Source organism: Nonomuraea sp. NPDC050394, from assembly GCF_044459065.1.
In the GTDB taxonomy this organism is placed as follows: domain Bacteria; phylum Actinomycetota; class Actinomycetes; order Streptosporangiales; family Streptosporangiaceae; genus Nonomuraea.
Genome location: NZ_JBITIO010000001.1, coordinates 130,580 through 153,509, shown reverse-complemented (window position 1 = coordinate 153,509; position 22,930 = coordinate 130,580). Strand labels below are relative to the sequence as shown.

Genomic DNA, 22,930 nt, shown 5'->3' with positions numbered 1-22,930 from the left:
GTAACGTGACGCACACTTTACTTTCAAGTTCCCATCACGTTAGCCGTGTTCCGCGGAATTGGAACAGATTCTAATAACTTGTTACTGGCCGGTTATCGGGGTCTGGTCAGGTCGAACACCGTCGTACCGGCCACCGTGGCGGAGTCGTAGGTCCGCTCGACCCAGGCGGCGATCTCGGCGGCCGGGCCGCGGCCGAGACCGCTGGGCAGGAAGTAGTGGATGCGCCCTTCGGCCACGTACTGCCGGAATCGGGCGAGGGTTGGCGCCGGGTCGGTGCCGTTGAACCCGCCCACCGCCATGACGGGCAGCCCGGTGGCCAGCTGGTATCCGGCCGCGTTGTTGGAGCCCACGGTGGCGGCCACCCAGGTGTAGCGGGCGGCGCCGGCCTTCAGCAGGGCGGTGAGCTCGGCGCCGGGAGTCACGGCGCCCAGCAACCCACCCCGTCCACCGCCGGGCCCGCCCTGCCCGCCGGGCCCGCCGGGCCCGCCCTGCCCGCCGCCGGGGCGGCGTCCGTCCATGGGCCTGTTGCCTGCGCCGGGTCGCCGCCGATCGAGCGCTCTGGAGCCGCCGCCGCCCGTGGAGGGCCCCGCCGCGGGGATCGCGCCGGTGTGCGGGGTGGCCGCGGTGTCCATGGCGTACGCCGCGGGTCCCGCCAGCACCACGAGTACGCCCACGCCGCCCACCGCCCAGAGCATCCGGTCCCTGGCGCCGCCGTACCCGGAGATCATGCCCGCCCCTGCCAGCCCCAGCGCCGCCGCCGCCCCGGCGACCAGCACCACGGGCCCCAGCCACGCGTTCCACTCCGGGCTCCGGGAAAGCAGCACATACCCCCACACCGCGCTCACCCCGATCACCGAGGCCAGGACCGGGAACGCCCGCCGCTCCCACAGCACCGCCGCGCCCAACCCGACGAGCGCCGCGATCGCGGGCGCCAGCGCCACCGTGTAGTACGCGTGGAAGATCCCCTGCATGAGGCTGAAGATCACCCCGGTCACCAGCAGCCAGCTCCCCCAGATCGCCAGCGAGGCCCGCATGGGGTCGTCGCGCCCGGCCCGCCGCGTCACCCAAACCGCCGCCGCCAGAAGCACCAGCGCCGCCGGAAGCAGCCACGAGACCTGCCCGCCCGCCTCGGAGTCGAAGAGCCTGAACCACCCGGCCTCCTGGTTGAGATTGCCGAGCCCGCCGTAGTCGTCGCCGTTGAGCCGCCCGATGCCGTTGTAGCCGAGCGCGAGTTCGAGCACGCTGTCACCCTGCGACCCGCCGATGTACGGCCGTTCGCCCGCCGGCACCAGCGCCACCGCCAGCACCCACCACCCGGCCGCCACCACCATGGCTCCACCGGCCAGCAAGAGCTGCCACAACCGCCGCCAGACGGACGTAGGCGCACTGACCAGATAAACGACCGCGAACCCCGGCAAGACCAGGAACGCCTGCAACATCTTCGCCAGAAACGCGAACCCCACCAGGGCCCCCGCCGCCACCACCCACCGCGTGGCCGCACCCTCCTGCGCCCGCACCAGGCAGTACGCCGCCAGGCACAGCAGCAGCACCAGCAGCGCGTCCGGATTGTTGAACCGGAACATCAGCACCGCCACCGGCGTCACCGCCATGACCACCCCGGCCAGCAGCGCCGCCCACTCCGGCGCCCGCCGCCGCACACTCGCGTAGACCACGCCCACCGTCGCCACGCCCATGAGCGCCTGCGGCACGAGGACGCTCCACGCGTTCACCCCGAACAGCCGCGCGCTCAGCACCATCGGCCACAGCGAGGCTGGCGTCTTGTCCACGGTGATCGCGTTGGCCGCGTCGGAGGAGCCGAAGAAGAACGCCTTCCAGCTCTGGGCACCCGCCTGCACGGCGGCCGAGTAGTAGGGATTGGCCCACCCGGAAGCCCCCAGACCCCACACATACAGTACGGCGGCGCCACCGAGCAGCCCGATCACCTTCCAGTTCATGCCCCGGACGCTAGGCACCCCGCCTGAGACGGCCATGAGAATCGCCTGAGCGGAGTCGTCGCGGCGAGAACCCCGTGAGCCCTCACGACCATCGCTCGACGGGGGCCCGCCGAGTGCGGCGGGGCGGGTGGGGTGGCGGGAGCCGTAACGGAAAGGCGCGGAAAGCAGAAAGAGGCGGCACACCCGGCACCTGGGTGTGGCCGCCTCTTTCGGAAGCGTGAAAGTTACTTCACGGTGACGCTGGCGCCGGCGCCCTCAAGGGCGGCCTTGGCCTTCTCGGCCTGCTCCTTGTTGACCTTGCTCTCGAAGACGGACTTCGGAGCGCCGTCGACCAGGTCCTTGGCCTCCTTGAGGCCGAGGGAGGTCAGCGCGCGGATCTCCTTGATGACCTGGATCTTCTTGTCGCCGGCAGCCTCGAGGATGACGTCGAACTCGTCCTGCTCCTCAGCGGCGGCCTCGCCACCACCGGCGGCCGGGGCGGCAGCGGCGGCGACGGCGACCGGGGCGGCAGCCTTGACGTCGAACGTCTCCTCGAAGACCTTCACGAACTCGGAGAGCTCGAGAAGGGTCATCTCCTTGAACGCGCCGAGCAGCTCGTCGGTGCTGAGCTTCGCCATGTTTTCCTCCGTATGGGATGTGCTTTAAAGGTGGATCGGGACCGCGGTTAAGTGCGGCAACCCCCAGCTACTCGCCGGCCTCCGCGCGCTTGGCGCGCAGGGCTTCGGCCAGCTGAGCCATGTTGGTGGGCAGCGCGGCGAACATGGCGGCAGCAGCGGACTGCTTCGCCTTCATCGCGCCGGCCAGCTTCGCGAGGAGAACCTCGCGCGACTCCAGGTCGGCGAGCTTGGTGATCTCCGTGGCGTCCAGCGTCTTGCCGTCGAGGACACCGCCCTTGATCACCAGGAGGGGATTGGCCTTGGCGAAGTCACGCAGACCCTTGGCAGCCTCGACGACGTCGCCGCTGACGAAGGCGATCGCGGTCGGGCCGCTGAGCAGGCCGTCGAGGCCCGTCAGACCGGCCTCGTTGGCAGCGATCTTGGTGAGGGTGTTCTTCGCCACGGCGAACTTCGCATTCCCACCGAGTGCAACGCGCAGCTCCTTGAGCTGAGCGACGGTGAGACCGCGGTACTCGGTCAGAACGGCTGCGCTGCTTCCCACGAACTCGTTCTTGAGCTCGGCGACCGCGCTCGCCTTATCCGGCCTCGCCATGGGCCTCCTTCCAGGATGTTCCGCCGGAGAAGGCCCAGAAATGAGAACAGCCCCGGGCGCAGGGCGCACGGGGCTTCACACACACTCATCGTGTGGGGAAACTCGTATCACACCTGCGCGGGCCGTCCGCAAGAAGCGGATCCTTCGGTCACCAGGACTGGCCAAGGTGACAACCGGCGGTCTTCGGCAACGACCAGACTACGGGCTGGTCGCCGAGTTTCCAAATCGATGTTCTCTTGTGGGTTGTCGCTACGAGTTCGACGGGCTCGGCTGCGGGACGTTCGACGGCATTTCGCCGACCTGGTCCGCGGGCGGAGCCTGGATGTTGACGGGCTCGTTGAAGCCCTTGAAGAACAGGGTGGCGTCGAGCTTGCCGCCCTGCTTCTCACCGTTGAGCTGGAGCTTCGCCGGAAGGCCCTGGCCGTCGACCCAGATGTCGAACTTGACGTCCTTCAGCTCGGCCATGTTCTCCTTGGCCCGCTGCTGCTCGTCGGCCGGCAGCAGCTGCACCGCCGCCTCGACCGGGAACGTGCCGCTGAAGTGGGTCGTGTCGACGCCGTTCACACTCTCGGTGCCGACCTGCTTGACGTCCTTCGAGGCGGTGACCATCTTCGTGACCGCCGCCAGGTCGAACTGCTGGACCTGCGCCAGATACTGCTGCACCTCACCGCGGCTGTCGGCCTCGCTGAGCGAAACCTTGATCCACGGCTTGGTCGCTCCGACGAGCTTGTTGAGGGCGTCGACCTTGACGTAGACGACGTCCCCTTGCAGGACCGCCCTGGCCCCGCCCGGCAGCTCGCGGTCGCCGAATCCCGCCGTGTCAACGGTGAGATCGATCGCCAGCGTCGGCTTGCCCTGGTAGAGCATCCGGCCCTGGAGCTTTCCGCTCTGCCCGTTGGGGTCCGTCGCGTTGACCACCGCGTCAACGGTGTAGCTGGATACCTGCTCGGTCTTCTGCGCAGCCTGCGTGAGCACCTCCGAGGCGGCCAGGTTGACCTGGATGGGCTGCGCCGTCGATCCACAACCTGCTACCCCGGCTACCACCAGTGCGGCAGCAGCCGCGGCGGCAGCGAGAGAAAACCTACGCTTCACCATGCCTCCGACCCTATGTGGCTAATCACCGATCTGGCGGCTTCCCCGCACAAACCCAGGGAAACCTCGGGGGAATCCCCTAGATCTGCACAGCACCTCCACATCTGCCCGCGGTCAGACGGGCGGCGCCAGCTCGAAGTAGCGATCAAGCAGCTTGGGATCTCCGGAGACGGCCAGCCGTCCGGCGGGGATCCGCTGCCACAGGAACAACATCAGCTGCGAAGCCGTACCCGCGACCTCCAGGTCTGGGGAACCGCCATCAAACAGCTCATCCCCCTCGAACCGCACCGTCCACGCCCCTTCGCCGCACACGAACCGGAAGGTCTCCCCCGCCCCCGGCGGCGCGTTCTTCAACACCCGCCGGGCCGGGACCATGACCTCGAACGTCTGCGCCACGGCGTCCGCGGCCATCTCGGCGTCCATGTCCCCCGGCTCGCCGAGGGCGTTCTCGGCGTCCCACCGATGGATGGCCGCCTCGATCGTCTGCATCCGCGACCAGAACCCGGCCGTCTGCTCCGCCGACCACGTCCACACCCGCTCGTCCGGGCCGGTCCTGGCGAACACGTCCTCCAGTACGGCGGCGCCCTCCGCGAACCAGTCGACCAGGCCGACCGGCAACACCCCGAGGCTCGGGGTCCGCCCCGACAGCGGCCACCCCCCGGTGTCGGCGGGCAGCAGGTGCGCCAGCCCGCTGGGGTCCGGCGGCTGCGCGAGCCGTTCCCCGATGACCGCCGTCACCACCCGGTGCACGCCCGACAGGTGCATCACCAGGTCGGACATCGTCCACCCCGCGCAGGACGGAACAGGCGGCGCCTCCCGCCCCGCCACCCGCCGGCACGCGGCCTCGAACGCCTGGACCTCGCGATGAAAGTGAGCGACGTAGTCCACGCCTTCCACTCTCGCACGCGGGTCCCCTGGTGACCCGCTACCCGCCGAAAGTCCGCCGGTACGCGGCCGGGGTGGTGCCGAGGCGGGCGTGGAAGTGGCGCCGCAGGTTAACCGCCGACGACAGCCCGACCCGGGCGGCGATCGTCTCGACGGGCAACGGGGTCCGCTCCAACAGCTCACGGGCGGCGTCCACCCGCTGGGCGAGCAGCCACTGACCAGGACTGACACCCAGATCGGCGGCGAAACGACGTGCGAACGTACGCGGCGACAGGCGGGCCCGCCGCGCCAGATCCCCGACCGTGAGCGGCTGGTCGAGCCGCCCCGCCGCCCAGTCGAGCACCGCGCCCAGCGACCCGTCACGTTCGCGCGCCGGCGCCGGCCGCACGAACTGCGCCTGCCCGCCCTCCCTGCGTGGCGGCATCACCATGTGCTGGGCGATCTCCGTGGCGTAGGCGGCGCCATGGTCGTTCCTGACGATGTGCAGGCAAAGATCAAGCCCGGCGGCGGTCCCCGCCGACGTCGCCACATCGCCGTGATCGACATAGAGGACGTCAGGATCCACCGTCACGTCCGGATACCGCAGCGCCAACTCCTCCGTCCGCCGCCAATGCGTGGTGGCCCGCCGTCCCTTCAGCAGCCCGGCCTCGGCCACCAGGAACGCCGCCGAGCAAATGGACACGATCCGCGCCCCCCGGCGATGCGCCCGCCGTACCGCGTCGATGATCTCCCCGGGAACCTCGTCCGCCTGCCAGCCCGGGATCACCACGGTGTCCGCGCTCTCCAGCGCCGCCAGCCCGTCGCCCACCCCGATCGTGTAGCCGCCGAGCGTGGGCACCTGCCCGGGTTCGAGGGCACAGATGCCGAAGTCGTAGCGGGCGGCCATCCCCGGCCGCCGCAGCCCGAACACCTCCGTGACACACGCCAGCTCGAACGGCGCCTGCGGAGGGTGTACCAGCGCGACCACTCGGATCATGGCAGCAATATACCCAGCGATGACATTCCAGCCACTTTCCACCCGGTACGCCGCCCGCCACGATGAGCCCCATGCCAGAAATCCCGAAGCTCACCCACGTGGCCATCGACACCGTGGAGACCAGCGACATCGCCCCGGGCATCGTGCGCCGCGGCCTGCCGGGCGGCGCCCTGGCCGCCCGCGCCTTCGACTTCGCCCCCGGCACCACCTGGCCGGAACCCGACCACCACGCCACCGACGAACTCATCTACGTGGCCGAGGGCGAACTCCTCGACAACGGCCACACCTTCCCCGCCGGATCCTTCCTCCACTACCACCCAGGCTCCGTCCACCAGCCCGGCACCCGAACCGGCACCCGCATCCTCGTCTTCAGCCTCCCCCACCCCACCCCCACAGACTGACCGACGCCAGCGACCATCTCCCCACCAACCCAGCGACCATCTCCCCACAGATGCCATCGTGAACCCATGGTCACGACACCTCACGGGCAGCTGGTACGGCGCCACGCCGAGCAAGCGGTCACGGACGCACTGGCCGACACCCGCGTTGTCCTGGTCAACGGCGCCCGGCAGTCGGGCAAGAGCACACTGGTCCGGCAGCTGGCGAAGTCAGGCGGCACCGAGTGGCGTGACCTGGACGACGCCTTGACCCGGCAGGCCGCAATGAGCGACCCCGGCGGGTTCGTCGACTTTCCGGGGCCCATGGTCATCGACGAGATCCAGCGGGCCCCCGAACTGCTGCTGGCCATCAAGTCCCAGGTGGACGCAGACCCGCGGCCCGGCAGGTATCGGCTCACCGGCTCGTCGCGCCTCCTCGCACTACGCGGACTACCGGACACTTTGCCCGGCCGCATGGAGACGATCGAGCTCTGGCCGTTCGCCCAGGGTGAGATCGACGGACAGCCCGACGGCTTCATCGATGCGATCTTCACCCATGGTCCCGCGCTGAGGCACACCTCCCAGATCACCCGAGCGGACTACGCCGAACGCCTGATACGCGGCGGCTACCCCGAGGCGGTCACCCGGACCAACCCCCGTCGCCGGCAACGCTTCTTCGACTCCTACATCGGTGACCTGATCAACCGCGACGTGATGCAACTGTCGGAGATCGAGCGCACCGCGGAACTGCGTTCGTTGATCAGGTTGCTGGCGACGAGGTCCGGCCAACTGCTCGTCACCCAGAGCCTGAGCCGCGATCTCGGCCTGCCCGGCAGCACGACCGCACGGTTCCTCGCGCTCCTCGAAGAGGTCTTCCTAGTGAAGCGGGTGCCCGCCTGGTCGGGCAACATCAGCAACCGGGCCATCCACACCCCCAAGATCGCCTTTGTGGACTCGGGGGTGGCCGCGAACCTCCTCGGCGCCGACGCCCGCGGCCTGCTGCGGCCGGGTTCCGCGTTCGGCCCGCTGCTGGAGGGTTTCGTCCTCATGGAACTGGCCAGGCAGACAACCTGGTCGGACACCCTGGCCGAGCTCTATCACTACCGAACCAAGGACAAGGTGGAGGTGGACGCCATCCTTGAGACTCGCCAGGGCCGGGTGGTGGGCATCGAGGTCAAGGCCGCGTCCACGGTACGACCGGAGGACTTCAGGGGACTCCGTCACCTCTCCGAGCGCGTCGGCCCCGGCTTCGTCGCCGGCCTGGTCCTGCACACCGGCGCCGACACCTTCTCCTTCGGAGATCGGATGCTTGCCGTACCTGTCAGCGCACTGTGGCAGACGCGGGCCGACTCCTAGAAGAGAGCCTGGCCCACCGTCGGCCTCGCGCAGACGGAGGTGTTCTCGAAGCAGGCCTCCGCCGGACGCGTGCCGTCGACCATCTTCGTCCACGCGACATGGTGGACCATGTTCTCGAACAGCGGAGAGCCGTTGTTGTTCCTGACGTAGATCCTGCGGTCCAGCGGCGCGCCGATCACGGTGGCCCACTTCGCCTTGCAGGAAGGGCTGTAGTACCCCTGCAGCAGGCGGTCGCGGAACCACACCTCCGCGATGGGCCTGGCGTCCTTGTCGCACCCGGTGGTGAGCGGGTCCTTGTTGAAGCATCCTGCCCCTGTGCACGCGGGCGCCGCGGCGGCGGCCGCCATCGCCGGGTGCGGCCCGGACAGCAGGGCCGCGACGACGAGACCGGTAGCGATGTTCCTGACGCGCATGACTCCCCCAGACACGAGATGATCACTCAGTGTTGCCGTTCAGGAGCATAGAGCAACAGTGATCTTGCCCGAAGAACTCCGGCCGTGACACCTGCCCCGCGGCCGGGGCGAGTCCGCTGCGAAGACCCTCAAGACACCCGCGGTGATCGTCCATCACCGTGCCCGCGCGCGTTCATCCGGGGCCGGCGAGCCGCAAGGCACTTGCCCTCCGAACGCCGGTCTACGACTCCTCGGCCGTGCAAGCGGCCACCGCCAGGCGACTGCGGGAGCCTGCCACACCTGGGCTTGCCCCCGAAGAAGGGCTGCTCGAGCGAAGCGAGGACCGTGCCTTGGGTGGGGGCGCGGGGGGCTCTGCCCCCCGGTCGGACGCTGCCCGGAGTCGCCCCTGCGCGAAGCGGCTGCACGAAAGGCGAAGGCCCGAGCCTGTCAGGCCCGAGCCGGTAAAGCAGAAGGCCCCGCCGTACAAACGGCAGGGCCTTGAGCGGATGCAGCCAGTACGGCTAGCCGTCCAGCTCCGCGGTGAGCCCGCGGGTGGCGTTGGGGTCGACCGGGACGCCGGGGCCCATGGTGGTGGAGAAGGTGACCTTCTTCACGTAACGGCCCTTGGCGGCCGACGGCTTGAGACGGAGCACCTCGTCCAGCGCGGCGGCGTAGTTCTCGATGAGCTGGCGCTCGGGGAACGACGTCTTGCCGATGATGAAGTGCAGGTTCGCCTGCCGGTCGGTGCGGAACTCGATCTTGCCGCCCTTGATCTCCGTCACGGCCTTGGCGACGTCGGGCGTCACGGTGCCGGTCTTCGGGTTGGGCATGAGGCCACGGGGACCAAGCACGCGGCCCAGGCGGCCGACCTTGCCCATCAGGTCGGGGGTGGCCACGACGGCGTCGAACTCGTTGAGGCGGTTGCCCTTGGAGATCTCGTCGATGAGCTCGTCGGCGCCGACGATGTCGGCTCCGGCCTCGCGGGCTGCCTCGGCACGGTCACCGGTCGCGAAGACCAGGACCCGGGCGGTCTTACCGGTGCCGTGCGGGAGGTTGACCGTGCCGCGCACGATCTGGTCGGCCTTGCGAGGGTCGACGCCCAGTCGGAGCGCGACCTCGACGGTCGCGTCGAACTTGGTGGTGGTGGTCTCCTTGGCCAGCTTGGCGGCTTCGGCCGGAGAGTAGAGCTTGTCGCGGTCGACCTTGGCCGCCGCGTCCTTGTGCGCCTTGCTGCGCTGCATGGCAATCTCCTGTGGTGGAGTCTGTGGTGCGGGCCAGCGCGGCCCTTCCACGGTGGTCGGAAGGTTAGTCGGCGACGGTGATGCCCATCGACCGGGCGGTGCCGGCGATGATCTTCTCCGCTGCTTCGACGTCGTTGGCGTTGAGGTCCGGCATCTTGGTCTCGGCGATGCTGCGGAGCTGCTCGCGGCTGAGCTTGCCGACCTTCTCCTTGTGCGGGACCGCGCTGCCCTTGTCGAGGCCCAGGGCCTTCTTGATCAGCTCAGGCGCCGGGGGCGTCTTCGTGATGAAGGTGAAGCTACGGTCTTCGAAGATGGTGATCTCAACGGGGATGATGTTGCCCCGCTGAGCCTCCGTCGCAGCGTTGTACTGCTTGACGAAGTCCATGATGTTGACGCCGTGGGGACCGAGGGCGGTACCGACGGGCGGGGCCGGGGTGGCCTGACCAGCGGGGAGCTGGACCTTGACCAAGGCCGCGATCTTCTTCTTCGGAGGCATTTTTCCTACTCCGGGTCCTGATAGGTGATGTGTTCGGCCGGGTACCTGGCCGAACATGTCGGAAGGCCGCCCTTCGCGAGAGACGGCCAGCCGAACGACTCAGTGTATGTCAGATCTTGGAGACCTGGTTAAACGACAGCTCGACCGGGGTCTCGCGGCCGAAGATGGAGACCAGCACCTTGAGCTTCTGCGACTCGGGGCTGATCTCGCTCACCGAGGCGGGCAGAGTGGCGAACGGACCGTCCATGACGGTGACCGACTCGCCGATCTCGAACTCGACCGTGGGGCCGGCGGCCGCCTTGGTCTTGGTCTGCTTGGCCTCTTCGCTCGGCTCCGGGGCCAGCAGCTTGGCGACCTCGTCGAGGCTGAGCGGGGAGGGCTTGTTGGACAGGCCGACGAAGCCGGTCACACCGGGCGTGTTACGCACGGCGGCCCAGGACTCGTCGGTCAGCTCCATGCGCACCAGGACATAGCCGGGCAGCACGCGCTCCTTGACCGGGACCTTCTTGCCGCTCTTGAACTCCTGGACGGTGTGCGTGGGCACCTCGACCTGGAAGATGTAGTCCTCCATGTTGAGCGACACGTTGCGGCTCTCGATGTTGGACTTCACCCGGTTCTCGTAGCCGGCGTAGGAGTGGATGACATACCACTCGCCGAGCTGGCCACGCAGCGACTGCTTGAACTCCTCGACCGGGTCGACCTCCGGGAGATCCTCGTCCTCGGCGTCTTCCCCGGCCTCGTCGTCCTCGTCGTCGCCGGACTCCGCGTCATCGAGCTCGACCTCATCGACGGCGGCGGGAACCTCAGCGTCGTCGTCCTCGGCCTCATCGACCTCATCGGCGGCAGGAGCCTCGGCGACGACGTCGTCGTCGGCGGGCTCGGCAGCCTCGTCAGCGGCCTCTACCGGCTCGGCGTCCCGCTCTTCGCGGGGCTCGTCGGCCGGGAATGAAGACTCGGACACGGTGACATTTCCTCTTTCGTCGAATCGCGTGGCGAAGGGTTATTCCCCGCCGAAGACGCGGATGACACCCCAGCCCAGGGCGGCGTCGAGGCCGTAAACGATCCCAACCATGATCAGAACGAATATCAGAACGACCGTGGTGTAGGTGATGAGATCCTTGCGTGTCGGCCAGATGACCTTACGCAGCTCGTTGACCACCTGCCGGTAGAAAAGGGCAGGAGATGTGCGGGTCTTCTTCTCGCCACTAGGCTTGCCTGCGGTCTCGCCGCGCGTGTCGATCGCCACAGTCCTCACCTGATCCGTCGTGTCCAACGCAGATTGCGGCGCGCTTTCACGCCAAGCTGCGCGGACCGCACTCGCAGGGCACGAGGGACTCGAACCCCCAACCGCCGGTTTTGGAGACCGGTGCGCTACCAATTGCGCTAGTGCCCTATGTCGCCAACCAGACTACCCCGGCCGGCTCACTGCCCGGACCGAACCGCGGCTCGACATGCGGCGGCAGGACCAGGCGAGAGTCTACGGGTGAATACCCCGCTACGTCGAACCGAATCCGATCGCCCAGGTCACAGCACCCAAGAAACAGCATCGTGGGAGCATGGAGCCATGTCCACCCGACCCCGCATCTCCACACGAATCTCCGCGATCTCCGAGTCCGCCACCCTCGCCGTCGACGCCAAGGCCAAGGCGATGAAGGCCGCGGGCCGCCCGGTCATCGGCTTCGGCGCCGGCGAGCCGGATTTCTCCACGCCCGGCTACATCGTCGAGGCGGCCGTCGAGGCCGCGCGCGACCCCAAGAACCACAAGTACACCCCGGCCGGCGGCCTGCCCGAGCTGAAGCAGGCCATCGCCGACAAGACGGCGCGCGACTCGGGCTTCCAGGTCGAGGCCGCCCAGGTCCTGGTCACCAACGGCGGCAAGCAGGCCGTCTACGAGGCGTTCGCGACCCTGCTGGACCCGGGTGACGAGGTCCTGGTCGTCGCCCCCTACTGGACCACCTACCCCGAGGCGATCAAGCTGGCCGGGGGCGTCCAGGTCGACGTGGTCACCGACGAGTCCACCGGCTACCTGGCCTCGGTGGAGCAGCTGGAGGCCGCGCGCACCGAGCGTACGAAGGTGCTGTTGTTCGTCTCGCCGTCCAACCCGACCGGCGCGGTCTACAGCCGCGCGGAGGTCGAGGCCATCGGCCGCTGGGCGAGCGAGCACGGCCTGTGGGTCGTCACCGACGAGATCTACGAGCACCTGGTGTACGGCGGCGCCGAGTTCACCAGCATCGCCCACTACGTCCCTGCCGACCACATCGTCATCCTCAACGGCGTGGCCAAGACCTACGCGATGACCGGCTGGCGGGTCGGCTGGATGATCGGCCCGAAGGACGTCGTCAAGGCCGCCACCAACCTCCAGTCGCACGCCACCTCGAACGTCTCCAACGTGGCCCAGGTCGCCGCGCTGGCCGCGGTCAAGGGCGATCTGTCGGCCGTGTCCGAGATGCGCGAGGCGTTCGACCGCCGCCGCCAGACGATGGTGCGCATGCTCAACGACATCCCGGGCGTGTTCTGCCCGGAGCCGAAGGGCGCCTTCTACGCCTACCCGTCGGTCAAGGAGGTGCTCGGCAAGGAGATCCGCGGCCGCCGCCCCCAGACCTCGGCGGAGCTGGCGGAGCTGATCCTGGAGGAGGCCGAGGTCGCGGTGGTCCCGGGCGAGGCCTTCGGCACCCCCGGCTACTTCCGCCTGTCCTACGCGCTGGGCGACCAGGACCTCGCCGAGGGCGTGGGCCGCATCGCCAAGCTGCTGTCGGAGGCCCGCTAGCCGCCGGGGCGGTCCGTACCAGCTACCCGGCGCCGATCGTGGACGCGACCTTGGCGATCTGGTCGGCCAGGTCGGGCGTCGCCGCGATGTACACGGCGAGGCCCGGCCGGTCGAGCCACATGAAGTGCCGGACGCTGCCCCGGGTGTTCCAGCGCAACGCCGGCCGCCCTTCGTGCGTGCTCAGCCGCGAGTCGCCGATCAGCGTGACGAACCGCTGGGCCGAGTGCACGCCGCACACCACCCCGATCCACAGGGTGTCGTCCCCGCTGCCGAAGGCGACGCTCTGCGCCTCGTACCGGCTGGACAGCCCGGGGATGCGGGTGGCCGTGTCGCCGCGCTTGAGCCCGGCGGGCACGGTGTAGGCGATCCGCTGCTCGCCGCACCCGAGCACCGTCGCCCGCACGGGCTCCGGGCTGGGGCTGGGGACGACCCGGCTCTCCGGTACGGCGGTGCCGCACCCGCCCAGAGCGAACACGAGCGCCAACGCTGCCAACCGCCGCATCGTCCGCCTTCCGGAAAAGATCCCTAGTCTCCCAGCGGAGCCTTCACCGAGGCCGCGATGGCGAGCAGTTCCCAGGCCAGCGGCTCGCTGACGCGGATCCACGCGCCGGTGCCGACGCGTTCCAGCCAGACGATCATCTTGCCGCCTTCCGGATGGGCGCCGACCACGGCGGGCTTGCCACGCACGGTGGTCTCGCGGGCACGCTCAAGGTCGGCCCGCTTGCGGTAGGTCTCCCAGTCAGCAGCGACAGTACCGTGTTCGACCTGCGCCTCGACCGTGTGTTCGCCGGTTCCGAAGCGGGCCCAGCCGCCGTCGGCGCCCTTTTCCCGGGCGATCACCCCGCCGCCGGTCCGTTCCAGGCCCGCAGGAAGGTAGGTGAGCCAGAAGTTGTCGGAGACGACGGCGATCGTGGTGGGCTTGATCATCGCGGGAGCGGGAGCGGAGGTGGGGGCGGGAGGCAGCGGCGCGGGTCGCGGTTGTTGTCCGAAATCCGTGGAGAACACCAGGGAGAGCGCCACCACCGACGACACCAGGGCCAGGACCGAGAACACGGCACGCCACCACTGCCCCGAACGCATACCCGGTAGATCCCCAGTTTCGGGCGTACCTTACTCGGAGATCGGATGAATTCCTTCCGCGATCTTGACCAGCTCGTCCTTGATCTGGTCCCGGTCGAGCTTCATGGCGCGGAACGGGCTCATCATGACCTCGACGGCCAGGCCGTCACGGAGCTTCCAGCCGATGGTATGGGTGACCATGTTCGGATCGGCCTCGTCTTCCTTCTTGACCACCCGGATGTCTTCCGCCAGCGCCACCAGGTAGCCCTTCTTCCCCTTGACCTCGACCGTTTCCGCGCCCTCGCCGGGGAACTCCGCCAGCCGCTTCCCGACGAACGACGCCGCGTCACCCTCGTAGACGACGATCTGGATGGAGTAGGCGCCGTCCTTGTTGGGCTCGTCGAAAGAGGTGGTGTAGGAGGTCTTCCCGAACCCGTCCTTGCCCGACCAGTTGCCCCAGGACAGGCCCTCGGGGACGTATCCCACCCGGATCCCGCCGAACTCCCGTCCGTCGCCCAGGTCGCCGAGGTCCTGGAGGGCGGAGAGGAGCGTCACCTTCGTGCCCGGCTCGACCTCCTCGCCCGCGGCGGGCTTCTGCTCGGTGACGAACTGGGGGATCTCGCCGATGTCGTCGACCTGTAGCCCGGCGGCTCTCAGCGTCTTCACCGCCTGATCCAGCTTGAGACCGTTCACGTCGGGCACGGTGACCTTGGTCTTGACCACGGCCGAGGCGGTCTCGTTGCCCCTCACCGGCTGGGGTTCGCCGGAGGTGAGGACCGCGGGAACCGTCACCGCCACCGCCGCGGTGACCAGGGCGGCTCCCGCCGTACGAAATCTGATGGTGTGGCGGCGGCTGGCGCGGCGCACGGAGCGCCCCAGCGTCGGCGGCGCGTGCACGTCGGCGACGTGCCTGGCCATCGCCTCCTTGAGCTCTTCCTCGACGTTCATCGAAACACTCCTTCCTTGACGCTCTCGCGCATCTTGGCCAGTCCTCTGGCCGCCTGGCTCTTCACGGTGCCGAGCGAGCAGCCCAGCAGCGCCGCGGTGGCGCTCTCGGACTGGTCCTCCCAGTAGCGCAGGACCAGGACGGCCCGCATCCTGGGCGGCAGCCTGCGCAGCTCCCCGATGAGGCTGTCGCGCAGGTCCACGTCGGGCGAGCCGGCCACGGTCTCGGGCGGCCGGGCGAAGGTGATCTCCTGCAGTACCCGGCGGCGCCTGGCCTTGTTGATGGCCGCGTTCACGACGACCTTGCGCGCGTACGCCTCGGGGTTGTCGCGGCGGATCCTCGGCCAGTGCCGGTAGACCTTCTCCAGTGCGCCCTGGACCAGGTCTTCGGCGTCGTGCGCCGACGCGCCGCAGACCAGGACCGCGGTCCGCAGCAGCGAGGTGCTTCTGGCGGCGACGAACTCGTCGAAGGCCGCCTCGTCTTCATCCGTCATCAGCGGGGTCCCCTTTCGCCTTCCACAACACGCGAACCCGCCGGGAAGTTGAGTGGAAGAATAAGGAGATGCACCGCCCGCTCCACACGCTTCCCAAGGCCCACCTGCATCTGCACTTCACCGGCTCGATGCGCCACTCGACACTGATCGAGCTGGCCAGGTCGCAGGGCCTGCACCTGCCGGACGCGCTGGAGGAGGACTGGCCGCCGCGGCTGCGCGCGACCGACGAGCGGGGCTGGTTCCGCTTCCAGCGGCTCTACGACATCGCCAGATCCGTGCTGTCCACGCCCGAGCACGTCTACCGGCTGCTGCGCGAGGCGGCCGAGGACGAGGCCGCGGAGGGTTCGCGCTGGCTGGAGATCCAGGTCGACCCGTCGGGCTTCCAGCAGCGCTTCGGCGGGCTGACCGCGACGCTGGAGCTGATGCTCGACGCGGCCGCGCGTGCCGCCGCGCATGCCGGGATCGGTGTCGCGGTGATCGTCGCGGCCAACAGGACCCGCCACCCGCTCGACGCGAACACGCTGGCCAGGCTCGCCGTGCAGTACACCGGCCGCGGGGTGGTCGGCTTCGGCCTGTCCAACGACGAACGGCGCGGCGAGGCCAGGGAGTTCGAGCGCGCCTTCCGCATCGCCAAGCGCGCGGGCCTGCTGTCACTGCCCCACGGCGGCGAACTGCTCGGCCCCCGCAGCATCGAGCAGTGCGTCAACGACCTCCACGCCGACCGTGTCGGCCACGGCGTGCGCGCGGCGGAGTCGGAGCGGCTCATGGAGCGCCTGGCCGACCGCCAGATCTGCTGTGAGGTCTGCCCGACCTCCAACGTCGGCCTCGGGGTGGCCGAGCGGGCGGCCGACGTGCCGGTGCGGCGGTTGTTCGAGGCGGGGGTGCCGATCGCGCTGGGCGCCGACGACCCGCTGCTGTTCGGCGCGCGCCTGCTGCGCCAGTACGAGCTTCTTCGCGAGGTGTACGGCTTCCGCGACGCCGAGATCGCCGAGGTGGCCAGGCAGTCGATCAGGTCGTCGGCCGCCCCCGAGTCGGTGGGCAAGGAGATGCTCAAGGGCGTGGACGACTGGCTGGCGGCGCCGTCAGCGGAGTGAGTTCGCGATCTCCGCTGCCCGGTCCTTGTCCTTGACGCCTTCGAGGCGGAAGCCGACGCCGCCGCGCTCCCACAGCAGGGTCTCCTCGGCCAGCCGCAGCGGGAGCGGGGTGTTGTCGCCGCGCCTGAGGTAGCTGAGCCGGTGGGTGCCGGTGATCCACCACGCCTCGCCGTAGCGGAGCGGGACGTTGTCGGGCCAGGGCTCGCCCATCTCCTTGAGGAAGACCGGGCTGAAGCCACCGTCGAACTGGTCCAGCCTGATGCCGTCCCAGAACATCGACACCACGCGGCCCTTGTCGCTGATCCTGACCTCGTCCGGCTCGCCCAGGACGCCGGGGCGGTTGACCGGAAACTTCACCAGACCGGAGAGCTGGTCCGGGGTGACCGTGCGCTCGCCCGGCAGCGGGGTCGGCGTCACCGCCACCGGCGGGGTGTCGCTGATGCGCAGCTCGATGCCGGCCAGCCGCAGGATGTGCGCGACCGCCGCCCTGCCCTGCGGTGTACCCGCCGTGATCGCCACCACGACCGCGACCACGACCGCCGTGATCACCCACCGCCGCCGCCTGGCGGGCGGCCGCGACACGTCCTCCCGGCCACGCGGCCGCCGGAAGAGACCACCGGGCCGCCGGGCACCGTGCTCGCCCGGCGCGGGTGAAGCCGTCCCGGCGCCACTCTCGGGCGCGATGACCCCGTCGCCCGGCGCTGCCTGCTCGGGCGCTGCCTGCTCGGGCGCTGCCTGCTCGGGCGCTGCCCGCTCGGGCGCGGTGGTGTCCGCGCCGTCCGCGAGGTTCGCGCCGTCGGCCTCCAACCGGGCGCGTACGGCCGCCGCCACGTCGGAGGGAGGCGGCGCGGGCACGTCGACGGCGTCGCCGAGCGCGAGAAGTTCGGCTTCCAGATCGTCGAACGGCTCATGCGAGGTCACGGCCCACCTCCTCCCTCAGCCTGGCCAGCCCGCGGTGCGTACTGGACTTGACGGTGCCCAGCGGCCAGTCGAGCACCTGGGCGGTCTCCGCTTCCGACAGCTGTAAGAAGTACCGGCAGACCACGGCCTGACGTTCCCGATCAGGCAGCCGCCGTACCGCTTCCAGGAGCCGGGCCCTGCGGTCGGCGGCGACAGCCGTACCCTCTGGGTCGTCGGGAGCGGCCGCGTCGGCGCTCATGCTCGCCCGCAACGTCAGCTCGGTGCGGCGGCCGCGCGAGCGGGTGAGGTTGTGCGTCTCGTTGGCGACGATCCGCAGCAGCCACGGGCGGAACGGCGCGTCGCGGCGGAAGGAGACCAGGTGGCGGTAGGCCTTGACGAACGCCTCCTGCACGACGTCCTCGGCCTCGTCACCGGCGCCCAGCATGGCCGCGGTGCGGTGCGCGAGCGCGCTGTAACGGGCGACCAGCGCCTCGTAGGCGGACAGGTCGCCGGACAGCGCGCGGGTGATCGCCTCGTCGTCGTCCATGGACGAGACAGATTCCACCGCATGGCGGCCCCGCAGCGGAAGAGGTGAGCCTCAACGTTAAGCGGGCACTAGACTCTGGCAGATCCGTAGCCCCTTGAAGGAAACAAGGACTCATGTCTTCTGGGTATGACCGTGTAGTGCAACCGGCGGCCGGTGACGAGGCCCTGGAGAACCACCTAGGTGGCGACGAGGCCAAGAACTACCGGCAGTACGAGTTCGACATGGTCGCACCTCATGTCGGCCGCTCGATGCTGGAGATCGGCTCCGGGCTGGGGCACTTCGCCGAGCAGTTCCTGCCGCGCCTTGACCGGCTGGTGGTCAGCGACTTCGACCCCTACTGCTGCGACCAGCTCAACAAGCGCTTCGCCGACAACTCCGACATCGAGGTCCTGCACTTCGCGCTTCCCGACCCGGTCCCGATGGAGGGCCAGGTCGACACGGTCGTCCTCATGAACGTCCTGGAGCACATCGAGGAGGACTCCGAGGCCCTGCGCTCGCTGGCCAAGGTCACGGCGCCCGGCGGCCGGATCATCATCTGGGTGCCCGGCTACATGCAGCTCTACGGAGACTTCGACCGCAAGGTCGGCCACGTCCAGCGCTACACGCCCAAGACGCTGACCCAGACGGTCATGCGCGCCGGGCTGGACATCGACGTGTGCAAGCCGATCAACTTCCTGGGCGGCATCGCCTGGTGGGCCGCGGTCCGCCGGGGCGGCGTGGGTTACCCGGATCCCCGGCTGGTCAAGATCTACGACCGCACGGTGGTGCCGACGACCCGCTTCATCGAGCGGTTCATCCGGCCCCCGTTCGGCCAGACGGTCTTCTGCGTGGCCCGGGTTCCCCAGTCCTGATCAGCCGAAGGCCACGTCCTTGGTCTCCACGGTGCCGCCCTTGCGCCCCGGCGCGGTCTGGAAGCGCCAGTAGAGGTTGGTGTGGGCGATGACCTGCTCCGGCGCGGGCGCGCCCCAGGCGGACTGGTCCTCCGTGGTGTGCGCGTCGCTGACCAGCGTCGCGTCGTAGCCGCGGACGATGGCGCCGTGGAGCGTGGAGCGCACGCAGACGTCGGTCTGCGCGCCCACGACCACGAGGTGGCCGACGCCGAGGCCCGACAGGATGGTCTCCAGGTCGGTGTCCTCGAAGGAGTCGCCGTAGAGCTTGTGCACGAGCGGCTCGGCCGCGTCGGGCACCAGCTCGGGCACGATCTGCCAGCCGTCGCTGCGCAGGGCCAGCTCCTCGTCGGAGTGCTGCACCCACACGACGGGCACCTGCTCGCGCCTGGCCCTGTCCACGAGGTCGCCGATGTTGGCGACGACCGTGTCGCGCTCGTGGGCGCCGGCGACGACGCCGTTCTGCACGTCGATGACCAGCAGCGCGGTGTTGGGCCGGTCGGCGAGAGTGGTCATGGAGCCCCCTAGGTCCGTGGTGACGCCCACACAGTAGCCGGTGCTCCCGACAAATCCCGCACAAGATCAACCTGCACGCCGCCGGGCACGAGATCGATCCCAAGGCCGCCGGGCCCACAGCCGGGTCGGCGGACCTGTGCCTGGTGAGCGCGGTGCCGATCGGGGAGGTCATCGCGCATCTGGACGCCTCGGGGGTCGCCATCGAGGTGGGGCCGGCGCCGCGTACGGGCGCCCTGGGCGAGATGACGTCGGTCTACTTCCGCGACCCGGACGGCAAGCCCATAGAGGTCTCCACGTACTGGGCGGCGCCTTCCGACATCCGCGACAGGGGCGTAACGTCGGCGGGAGGGCGCAGATGAGCGACTATGCCAAGGCACGAGAGCTCGGCGAGCAGGCCCGTGAGACGGAATGGAACCGGCCGAGCTTCGCGAAGCAGCTGTTCCTCGGGGATTTCCGGCTGGATCTGGTCTATCCGGTTCAGGCGGTCCCCGACGACGCGGCCAAGCGGGGGGAGGACTTCGTCAGGGCCGTCCGGCGATTCCTGGATACGCGGGTCGATCCGGCGGTCATCGAGCGGACGGGGGTCGTTCCCGACGAGGTGGTCAACGGGTTCAGGGAGCTCGGGGCGTTCGGGATCACGATCGCCGAGGAGTATGGCGGGCTGGGCCTGCCGTACCTCTACTACTGCCGGGCGCTCATGCTGGTCGGGTCGTACTGCCCGGCGCTGGCGACGCTGCTGTCGGCGCATCAGTCGATCGGGGTGCCGCAGCCGCTGAAGTTGTTCGGCACCGAGGAGCAGAAGCGGAAATTCCTCCCACGCTGCGCGAAGGGTGAAATATCGGCGTTTCTGCTGACTGAGCCGGATGTGGGGTCGGACCCCGCGCGGCTGGCCACCACCGCCGTCAAGGACGGGGACGACTACGTCCTCGACGGAACGAAGCTCTGGACCACGAACGGGGTGGTCGCCGACCTGCTCGTCGTGATGGCGCGTACCGGAAAGAAGATCAGCGCGTTCGTGGTCGAGGGCGACTCGCCGGGGATCACGGTGCAGCGGCGCAACACCTTCATGGGGTTGCGCGGGATCGAGAACGGGGTCACGACGTTCGCCGGCGTGCGGGTGCCGGCGGCCAACCTGATCGGGCGCGAGGGCGAAGGACTGAAGATCGCGCTGACCACGCTCAACACCGGGCGGCTCTCCCTGCCCGCCACCTGCGCGGGCAACGCCAAGTGGGCGGTGAAGATCGCCCGCGAGTGGAGCTCGGCGCGCGTGCAGTGGGGGCGCAGCGTGGGCGAGCACGAGGCCGTGGCGACGAAGATCGCGTTCATCGCGGCCACCGCCTACGCGCTGGAGGCCGTCTGCGACCTGACCGCGCGCATGGCCGACTCGGCCGCCACCGACATCCGCATCGAGGCGGCGCTGGCCAAGCTGTACGCCACCGAACTGTCCTACACCGCCCTCGACGAACTGGTCCAGATCAGGGGCGGACGCGGCTACGAGACCGCCGAGTCGCTGGTGGCCAGGGGCGAGCGGGGCGTACCCGCCGAGCAGATGCTGCGCGACTCCCGGATCAACCGGATCTTCGAGGGCTCCTCGGAGATCATGAAGCTGCTGATCACCCGTGAGGCGGTCGACGCCCATCTGAGCGCCGCCGGTGAGCTGATCAATCCGGACGCCTCCCGCCACGAGCGGGCCCAGGCGCTCCGGCGGGCGACCGCCTTCTACGCCAAGTGGCTGCCCACGCTGGTCGCGGGCTCCGGCTCGCTGCCCGCGTCGTACCCCGACTTCGGCCCGCTCGCCCGCCACCTGCGCTACGTGGAGCGGACCAGCAGGAAGCTGGCGCGCTCGCTCTTCTACGGCATGTCGCGCTGGCAGGGACGGCTGGAGCACAAGCAGGCCTTCCTCGGCCGGATCGTGGACATCGGCGCCGAGCTGTTCGCGATGACGGCCGCCTGCGTCAAGGCCCGGGAGGACGCCGCCGACCTGGGCCGGCGCCCGCAGGAACTGGCCGACACGTTCTGCCTGCAGGCCAGCCGCCGCATCCAGACGCTCTTCTCCACACTCTGGGACAACAACGACGCCCAGGAGGTACGGCTGGCGCGCTACGTCCTGGAAGGCCGCTACACCTTCCTCGAAGAGGGCATCCTCGACCCCTCGGTCGAGGGCCCGTGGATTGGCGCGCCCGAGGGCGGGGAGAACGTGCGGAGAAAGATCCCCTGACACACCCGGTCTAGACCGGTTATGCAGGTTTGTGCGTTTGGATGTTTTCAAACCGATACCCACCGGTATAGACCGGCTGCTGAACAGAGGCTTACTCTGACGCAAACGCGGTGAGCTGTGGCTCACGCACCCCCAAAACCCTGTGGGCTGGGTCCGGGGCTGGTACGGACCAGCGTGACCCGTCCGACGAGAAGGCGGTATCTACGGTGAACATCAAGCTTGTGGGCGGCGCCGCTCTCGGCCTGGCCACCATGCTGGTCCTGTCCAGCTGTGGCGGTGGCGGCGGCTCGGGCACGCCGGCCGAGGGTGGCAACACGGCCTCCGCCGGCGGCGCGGTCACGCTGAAGATGGTCGCGGCCGACTACGGCGACGGCCCCGGCGCGGCGAACTCCGGCGACAACTTCTGGAAGGAGGTCGTCGGCGAGTTCGAGAAGGCCAACCCGAACATCAAGGTCCAGGTCACCGTCATCAACTGGAATGACATCGACAAGCAGGTCGCGACCATGGTCCAGAACGGCCAGGCGCCCGACATCCTGCAGACCGGCGACTACTCCGGCTTCGTCAGGGACGGCCTGCTGCACAAGGTCGAGGAGATCGTCTCCCCGAACGTCCAGCAGGACCTGCTGGCCAAGTTCGCCGAGTTCGGCAAGGTCGACGGCGCCGCGTACGGCCTGCCGTTCGTCTCCTCCGCCCGCGCCCTGTTCTACAACAAGGAACTGTTCGAGAAGGCCGGCATCGCCGAGCCGCCGAAGACCTGGGACGAGCTCAAGGCCGCGGCCGAGAAGCTGAAGAAGTCCGGCGTCAGCCAGCCCTTCGGCCTGCCCCTGGGCCAGGAGGAGGCGCAGGCCGAGGCGTACCTGTGGATGCTGGGCAACGGCGGCGGCTACAAGGACGCCGCCGGCAAGTGGGCGATCAACTCCCCCGCGAACGTCGAGACCTTCACCTACGTCAAGGGCCTCGTCGACGCCGGTCTGACCAGCCCGAACCCCGGCACCAAGGACCGCAAGACGGTCTGGGAGGACTTCGCCGCCGGCAAGGTCGGCATGGCCAACGGCGGCCCCATGTCCATCCCGATCTTCGACAAGGGCGCCGTGAAGGACAAGTACGGCGTCGTGGCGATCCCCGGCAAGACCGGCCCGCTCGACACGACCCTGGGCGTCATGGACTGGATCATGGCGTTCAACCAGAACAAGCACCCCGACGAGATCAAGAAGTTCTTCGACTTCTTCTACACCGGCCCCGCCGCCGAGAAGATCGTTGACCTCTACAAGCTGCTGCCGGTCACCAACGGCGGCATCCAGAAGCTCTCGGGCGACGAGAAGCTCAAGCCGTTCCTCGACGGCCTGCCCAACGCCAGCTTCTACCCGTTCCAGGACCCCAAGTGGTCTGACCTGAACACCGAGATCAAGCAGACCATGGGCGGCGCCGTGAAGGACCCGGCCAAGACGCTCGGCGAGCTCCAGAAGGTCGCCGAGACCGGCTGATCGGCCGAGGTGTGTACGGCAGGCGGCTCGGTGCCGGGCG

The 22,930-nt window shown here is 69.3% G+C and carries 26 protein-coding genes and 1 tRNA gene; 8 read left to right on the top strand and 19 right to left on the bottom strand.

Going from position 1 to position 22,930, the window contains the following annotated elements:
- Positions 1-92: 92 nt before the first annotated feature.
- The 6 genes from ACIBKY_RS00875 to ACIBKY_RS00850 all read right to left on the bottom strand — a co-directional run bounded on the left by ACIBKY_RS00875 (position 93) and on the right by ACIBKY_RS00850 (position 6,117).
- Positions 93-1,955, bottom strand: coding sequence for an ArnT family glycosyltransferase (locus ACIBKY_RS00875; protein ID WP_397093408.1), 1,863 nt, complete (start codon positions 1,953-1,955; stop codon positions 93-95).
- A gap of 224 nt (positions 1,956-2,179) precedes the next feature.
- On the bottom strand, positions 2,180-2,572 hold the full coding sequence (rplL, locus tag ACIBKY_RS00870) for a 50S ribosomal protein L7/L12 (protein WP_379614572.1): 393 nt from the start codon (positions 2,570-2,572) through the stop codon (positions 2,180-2,182).
- Between the two features lie 67 nt (positions 2,573-2,639).
- The gene (rplJ, locus tag ACIBKY_RS00865; protein WP_379614574.1) at positions 2,640-3,164 is read right to left on the bottom strand and encodes a 50S ribosomal protein L10; all 525 of its coding nucleotides are present in this window, start codon (positions 3,162-3,164) and stop codon (positions 2,640-2,642) included.
- 249 nt (positions 3,165-3,413) lie between these two features.
- Positions 3,414-4,259: a DUF1396 domain-containing protein gene (locus ACIBKY_RS00860; RefSeq protein ID WP_397093406.1), complete on the bottom strand. Its 846-nt coding sequence runs from the start codon at positions 4,257-4,259 to the stop codon at positions 3,414-3,416.
- Positions 4,260-4,370: 111 nt separating this feature from the next.
- A complete protein-coding gene (locus tag ACIBKY_RS00855) occupies positions 4,371-5,144 on the bottom strand; it encodes a maleylpyruvate isomerase family mycothiol-dependent enzyme (RefSeq protein ID WP_397093405.1) in 774 nt (257 codons plus the stop codon).
- 37 nt (positions 5,145-5,181) lie between these two features.
- A complete protein-coding gene (locus tag ACIBKY_RS00850; protein WP_397093403.1) occupies positions 5,182-6,117 on the bottom strand; it encodes a helix-turn-helix domain-containing protein in 936 nt (311 codons plus the stop codon).
- A 71-nt stretch (positions 6,118-6,188) separates the two neighbouring features.
- Between ACIBKY_RS00850 and ACIBKY_RS00845 the strand changes: the two genes are divergently transcribed.
- Complete coding sequence (locus ACIBKY_RS00845; RefSeq protein ID WP_397093402.1) at positions 6,189-6,518, top strand: cupin domain-containing protein; 330 nt, start codon at positions 6,189-6,191, stop codon at positions 6,516-6,518.
- Positions 6,519-6,584: 66 nt separating this feature from the next.
- Positions 6,585-7,850 carry an ATP-binding protein gene (locus ACIBKY_RS00840; RefSeq protein ID WP_397093401.1) on the top strand — a complete coding sequence of 422 codons (1,266 nt, stop codon included), beginning with the start codon at positions 6,585-6,587 and terminating at the stop codon, positions 7,848-7,850.
- On the opposite strand, the gene ACIBKY_RS00835 is transcribed toward ACIBKY_RS00840, so the two are convergent.
- From ACIBKY_RS00835 to ACIBKY_RS00810, 6 genes are all read right to left on the bottom strand, one after another.
- Complete coding sequence (locus tag ACIBKY_RS00835) at positions 7,847-8,263, bottom strand: DUF2690 domain-containing protein (RefSeq protein WP_397093400.1); 417 nt, start codon at positions 8,261-8,263, stop codon at positions 7,847-7,849. The genes ACIBKY_RS00840 and ACIBKY_RS00835 overlap by 4 nt on opposite strands.
- Before the next feature lie 500 nt (positions 8,264-8,763).
- Complete coding sequence (rplA, locus tag ACIBKY_RS00830) at positions 8,764-9,483, bottom strand: 50S ribosomal protein L1 (RefSeq protein ID WP_184958103.1); 720 nt, start codon at positions 9,481-9,483, stop codon at positions 8,764-8,766.
- Between the two features lie 64 nt (positions 9,484-9,547).
- Entirely contained in the window at positions 9,548-9,979 is a 432-nt protein-coding gene (rplK, locus tag ACIBKY_RS00825) for a 50S ribosomal protein L11 (RefSeq protein WP_184958104.1), read from the bottom strand.
- Between the two features lie 109 nt (positions 9,980-10,088).
- Positions 10,089-10,940: a transcription termination/antitermination protein NusG gene (nusG, locus tag ACIBKY_RS00820; RefSeq protein ID WP_397093398.1), complete on the bottom strand. Its 852-nt coding sequence runs from the start codon at positions 10,938-10,940 to the stop codon at positions 10,089-10,091.
- A gap of 39 nt (positions 10,941-10,979) precedes the next feature.
- Positions 10,980-11,225 (bottom strand): preprotein translocase subunit SecE, encoded by a 246-nt coding sequence (gene secE, locus ACIBKY_RS00815; protein WP_184958106.1) that lies wholly within the window; start codon positions 11,223-11,225, stop codon positions 10,980-10,982.
- A 74-nt stretch (positions 11,226-11,299) separates the two neighbouring features.
- Positions 11,300-11,372, bottom strand: a tRNA-Trp gene (locus ACIBKY_RS00810).
- 171 nt (positions 11,373-11,543) lie between these two features.
- Between ACIBKY_RS00810 and ACIBKY_RS00805 the strand changes: the two genes are divergently transcribed.
- Positions 11,544-12,746, top strand: a complete 1,203-nt coding sequence (locus ACIBKY_RS00805; protein WP_397093396.1) for a pyridoxal phosphate-dependent aminotransferase — start codon at positions 11,544-11,546, stop codon at positions 12,744-12,746.
- A gap of 22 nt (positions 12,747-12,768) precedes the next feature.
- Here ACIBKY_RS00805 and ACIBKY_RS00800 read toward each other — a convergent pair whose 3' ends face one another.
- Genes ACIBKY_RS00800 through ACIBKY_RS00785 form a run of 4 tightly spaced genes read right to left on the bottom strand, consistent with a single transcriptional unit; the run spans position 12,769 to position 15,244 of the window.
- Positions 12,769-13,239, bottom strand: a complete 471-nt coding sequence (locus tag ACIBKY_RS00800; RefSeq protein ID WP_397093394.1) for a hypothetical protein — start codon at positions 13,237-13,239, stop codon at positions 12,769-12,771.
- 32 nt (positions 13,240-13,271) lie between these two features.
- Complete coding sequence (locus ACIBKY_RS00795) at positions 13,272-13,799, bottom strand: hypothetical protein (protein WP_397093393.1); 528 nt, start codon at positions 13,797-13,799, stop codon at positions 13,272-13,274.
- 57 nt (positions 13,800-13,856) lie between these two features.
- A complete protein-coding gene (locus ACIBKY_RS00790) occupies positions 13,857-14,753 on the bottom strand; it encodes a PASTA domain-containing protein (protein WP_397093392.1) in 897 nt (298 codons plus the stop codon).
- Positions 14,750-15,244 (bottom strand): SigE family RNA polymerase sigma factor, encoded by a 495-nt coding sequence (locus ACIBKY_RS00785; RefSeq protein ID WP_397093390.1) that lies wholly within the window; start codon positions 15,242-15,244, stop codon positions 14,750-14,752. Before ACIBKY_RS00785 ends, ACIBKY_RS00790 begins: the two co-directional genes overlap by 4 nt.
- A gap of 68 nt (positions 15,245-15,312) precedes the next feature.
- On the opposite strand from ACIBKY_RS00785, the gene ACIBKY_RS00780 reads away from it, so the two are divergent.
- Positions 15,313-16,338 carry an adenosine deaminase gene (locus tag ACIBKY_RS00780; RefSeq protein ID WP_397093388.1) on the top strand — a complete coding sequence of 342 codons (1,026 nt, stop codon included), beginning with the start codon at positions 15,313-15,315 and terminating at the stop codon, positions 16,336-16,338.
- Here the strand turns inward: ACIBKY_RS00780 and ACIBKY_RS00775 are convergent.
- A complete protein-coding gene (locus ACIBKY_RS00775) occupies positions 16,327-17,259 on the bottom strand; it encodes a hypothetical protein (protein WP_397093387.1) in 933 nt (310 codons plus the stop codon). The two genes, ACIBKY_RS00780 and ACIBKY_RS00775, sit on opposite strands and share 12 nt — an antisense overlap.
- Entirely contained in the window at positions 17,246-17,785 is a 540-nt protein-coding gene (locus ACIBKY_RS00770) for an RNA polymerase sigma factor (RefSeq protein ID WP_397093385.1), read from the bottom strand. The genes ACIBKY_RS00775 and ACIBKY_RS00770 overlap by 14 nt, the downstream gene beginning before the upstream one ends.
- Positions 17,786-17,922: 137 nt before the next feature.
- Between ACIBKY_RS00770 and ACIBKY_RS00765 the strand changes: the two genes are divergently transcribed.
- The gene (locus ACIBKY_RS00765) at positions 17,923-18,636 is read left to right on the top strand and encodes a class I SAM-dependent methyltransferase (RefSeq protein WP_397093383.1); all 714 of its coding nucleotides are present in this window, start codon (positions 17,923-17,925) and stop codon (positions 18,634-18,636) included.
- Here the strand turns inward: ACIBKY_RS00765 and ACIBKY_RS00760 are convergent, their stop codons facing one another.
- Positions 18,637-19,188 carry a cysteine hydrolase family protein gene (locus ACIBKY_RS00760; protein WP_397093381.1) on the bottom strand — a complete coding sequence of 184 codons (552 nt, stop codon included), beginning with the start codon at positions 19,186-19,188 and terminating at the stop codon, positions 18,637-18,639.
- 152 nt (positions 19,189-19,340) lie between these two features.
- Between ACIBKY_RS00760 and ACIBKY_RS00755 the strand changes: the two genes are divergently transcribed.
- From ACIBKY_RS00755 to ACIBKY_RS00745, 3 genes are all read left to right on the top strand, one after another.
- Positions 19,341-19,547, top strand: coding sequence for a hypothetical protein (locus ACIBKY_RS00755; protein ID WP_397093380.1), 207 nt, complete (start codon positions 19,341-19,343; stop codon positions 19,545-19,547).
- The gene (locus ACIBKY_RS00750; RefSeq protein WP_397093379.1) at positions 19,544-21,406 is read left to right on the top strand and encodes an acyl-CoA dehydrogenase family protein; all 1,863 of its coding nucleotides are present in this window, start codon (positions 19,544-19,546) and stop codon (positions 21,404-21,406) included. The genes ACIBKY_RS00755 and ACIBKY_RS00750 overlap by 4 nt, the downstream gene beginning before the upstream one ends.
- A gap of 206 nt (positions 21,407-21,612) precedes the next feature.
- Positions 21,613-22,890 (top strand): extracellular solute-binding protein, encoded by a 1,278-nt coding sequence (locus tag ACIBKY_RS00745; protein ID WP_397093378.1) that lies wholly within the window; start codon positions 21,613-21,615, stop codon positions 22,888-22,890.
- Positions 22,891-22,930: the final 40 nt, after the last annotated feature.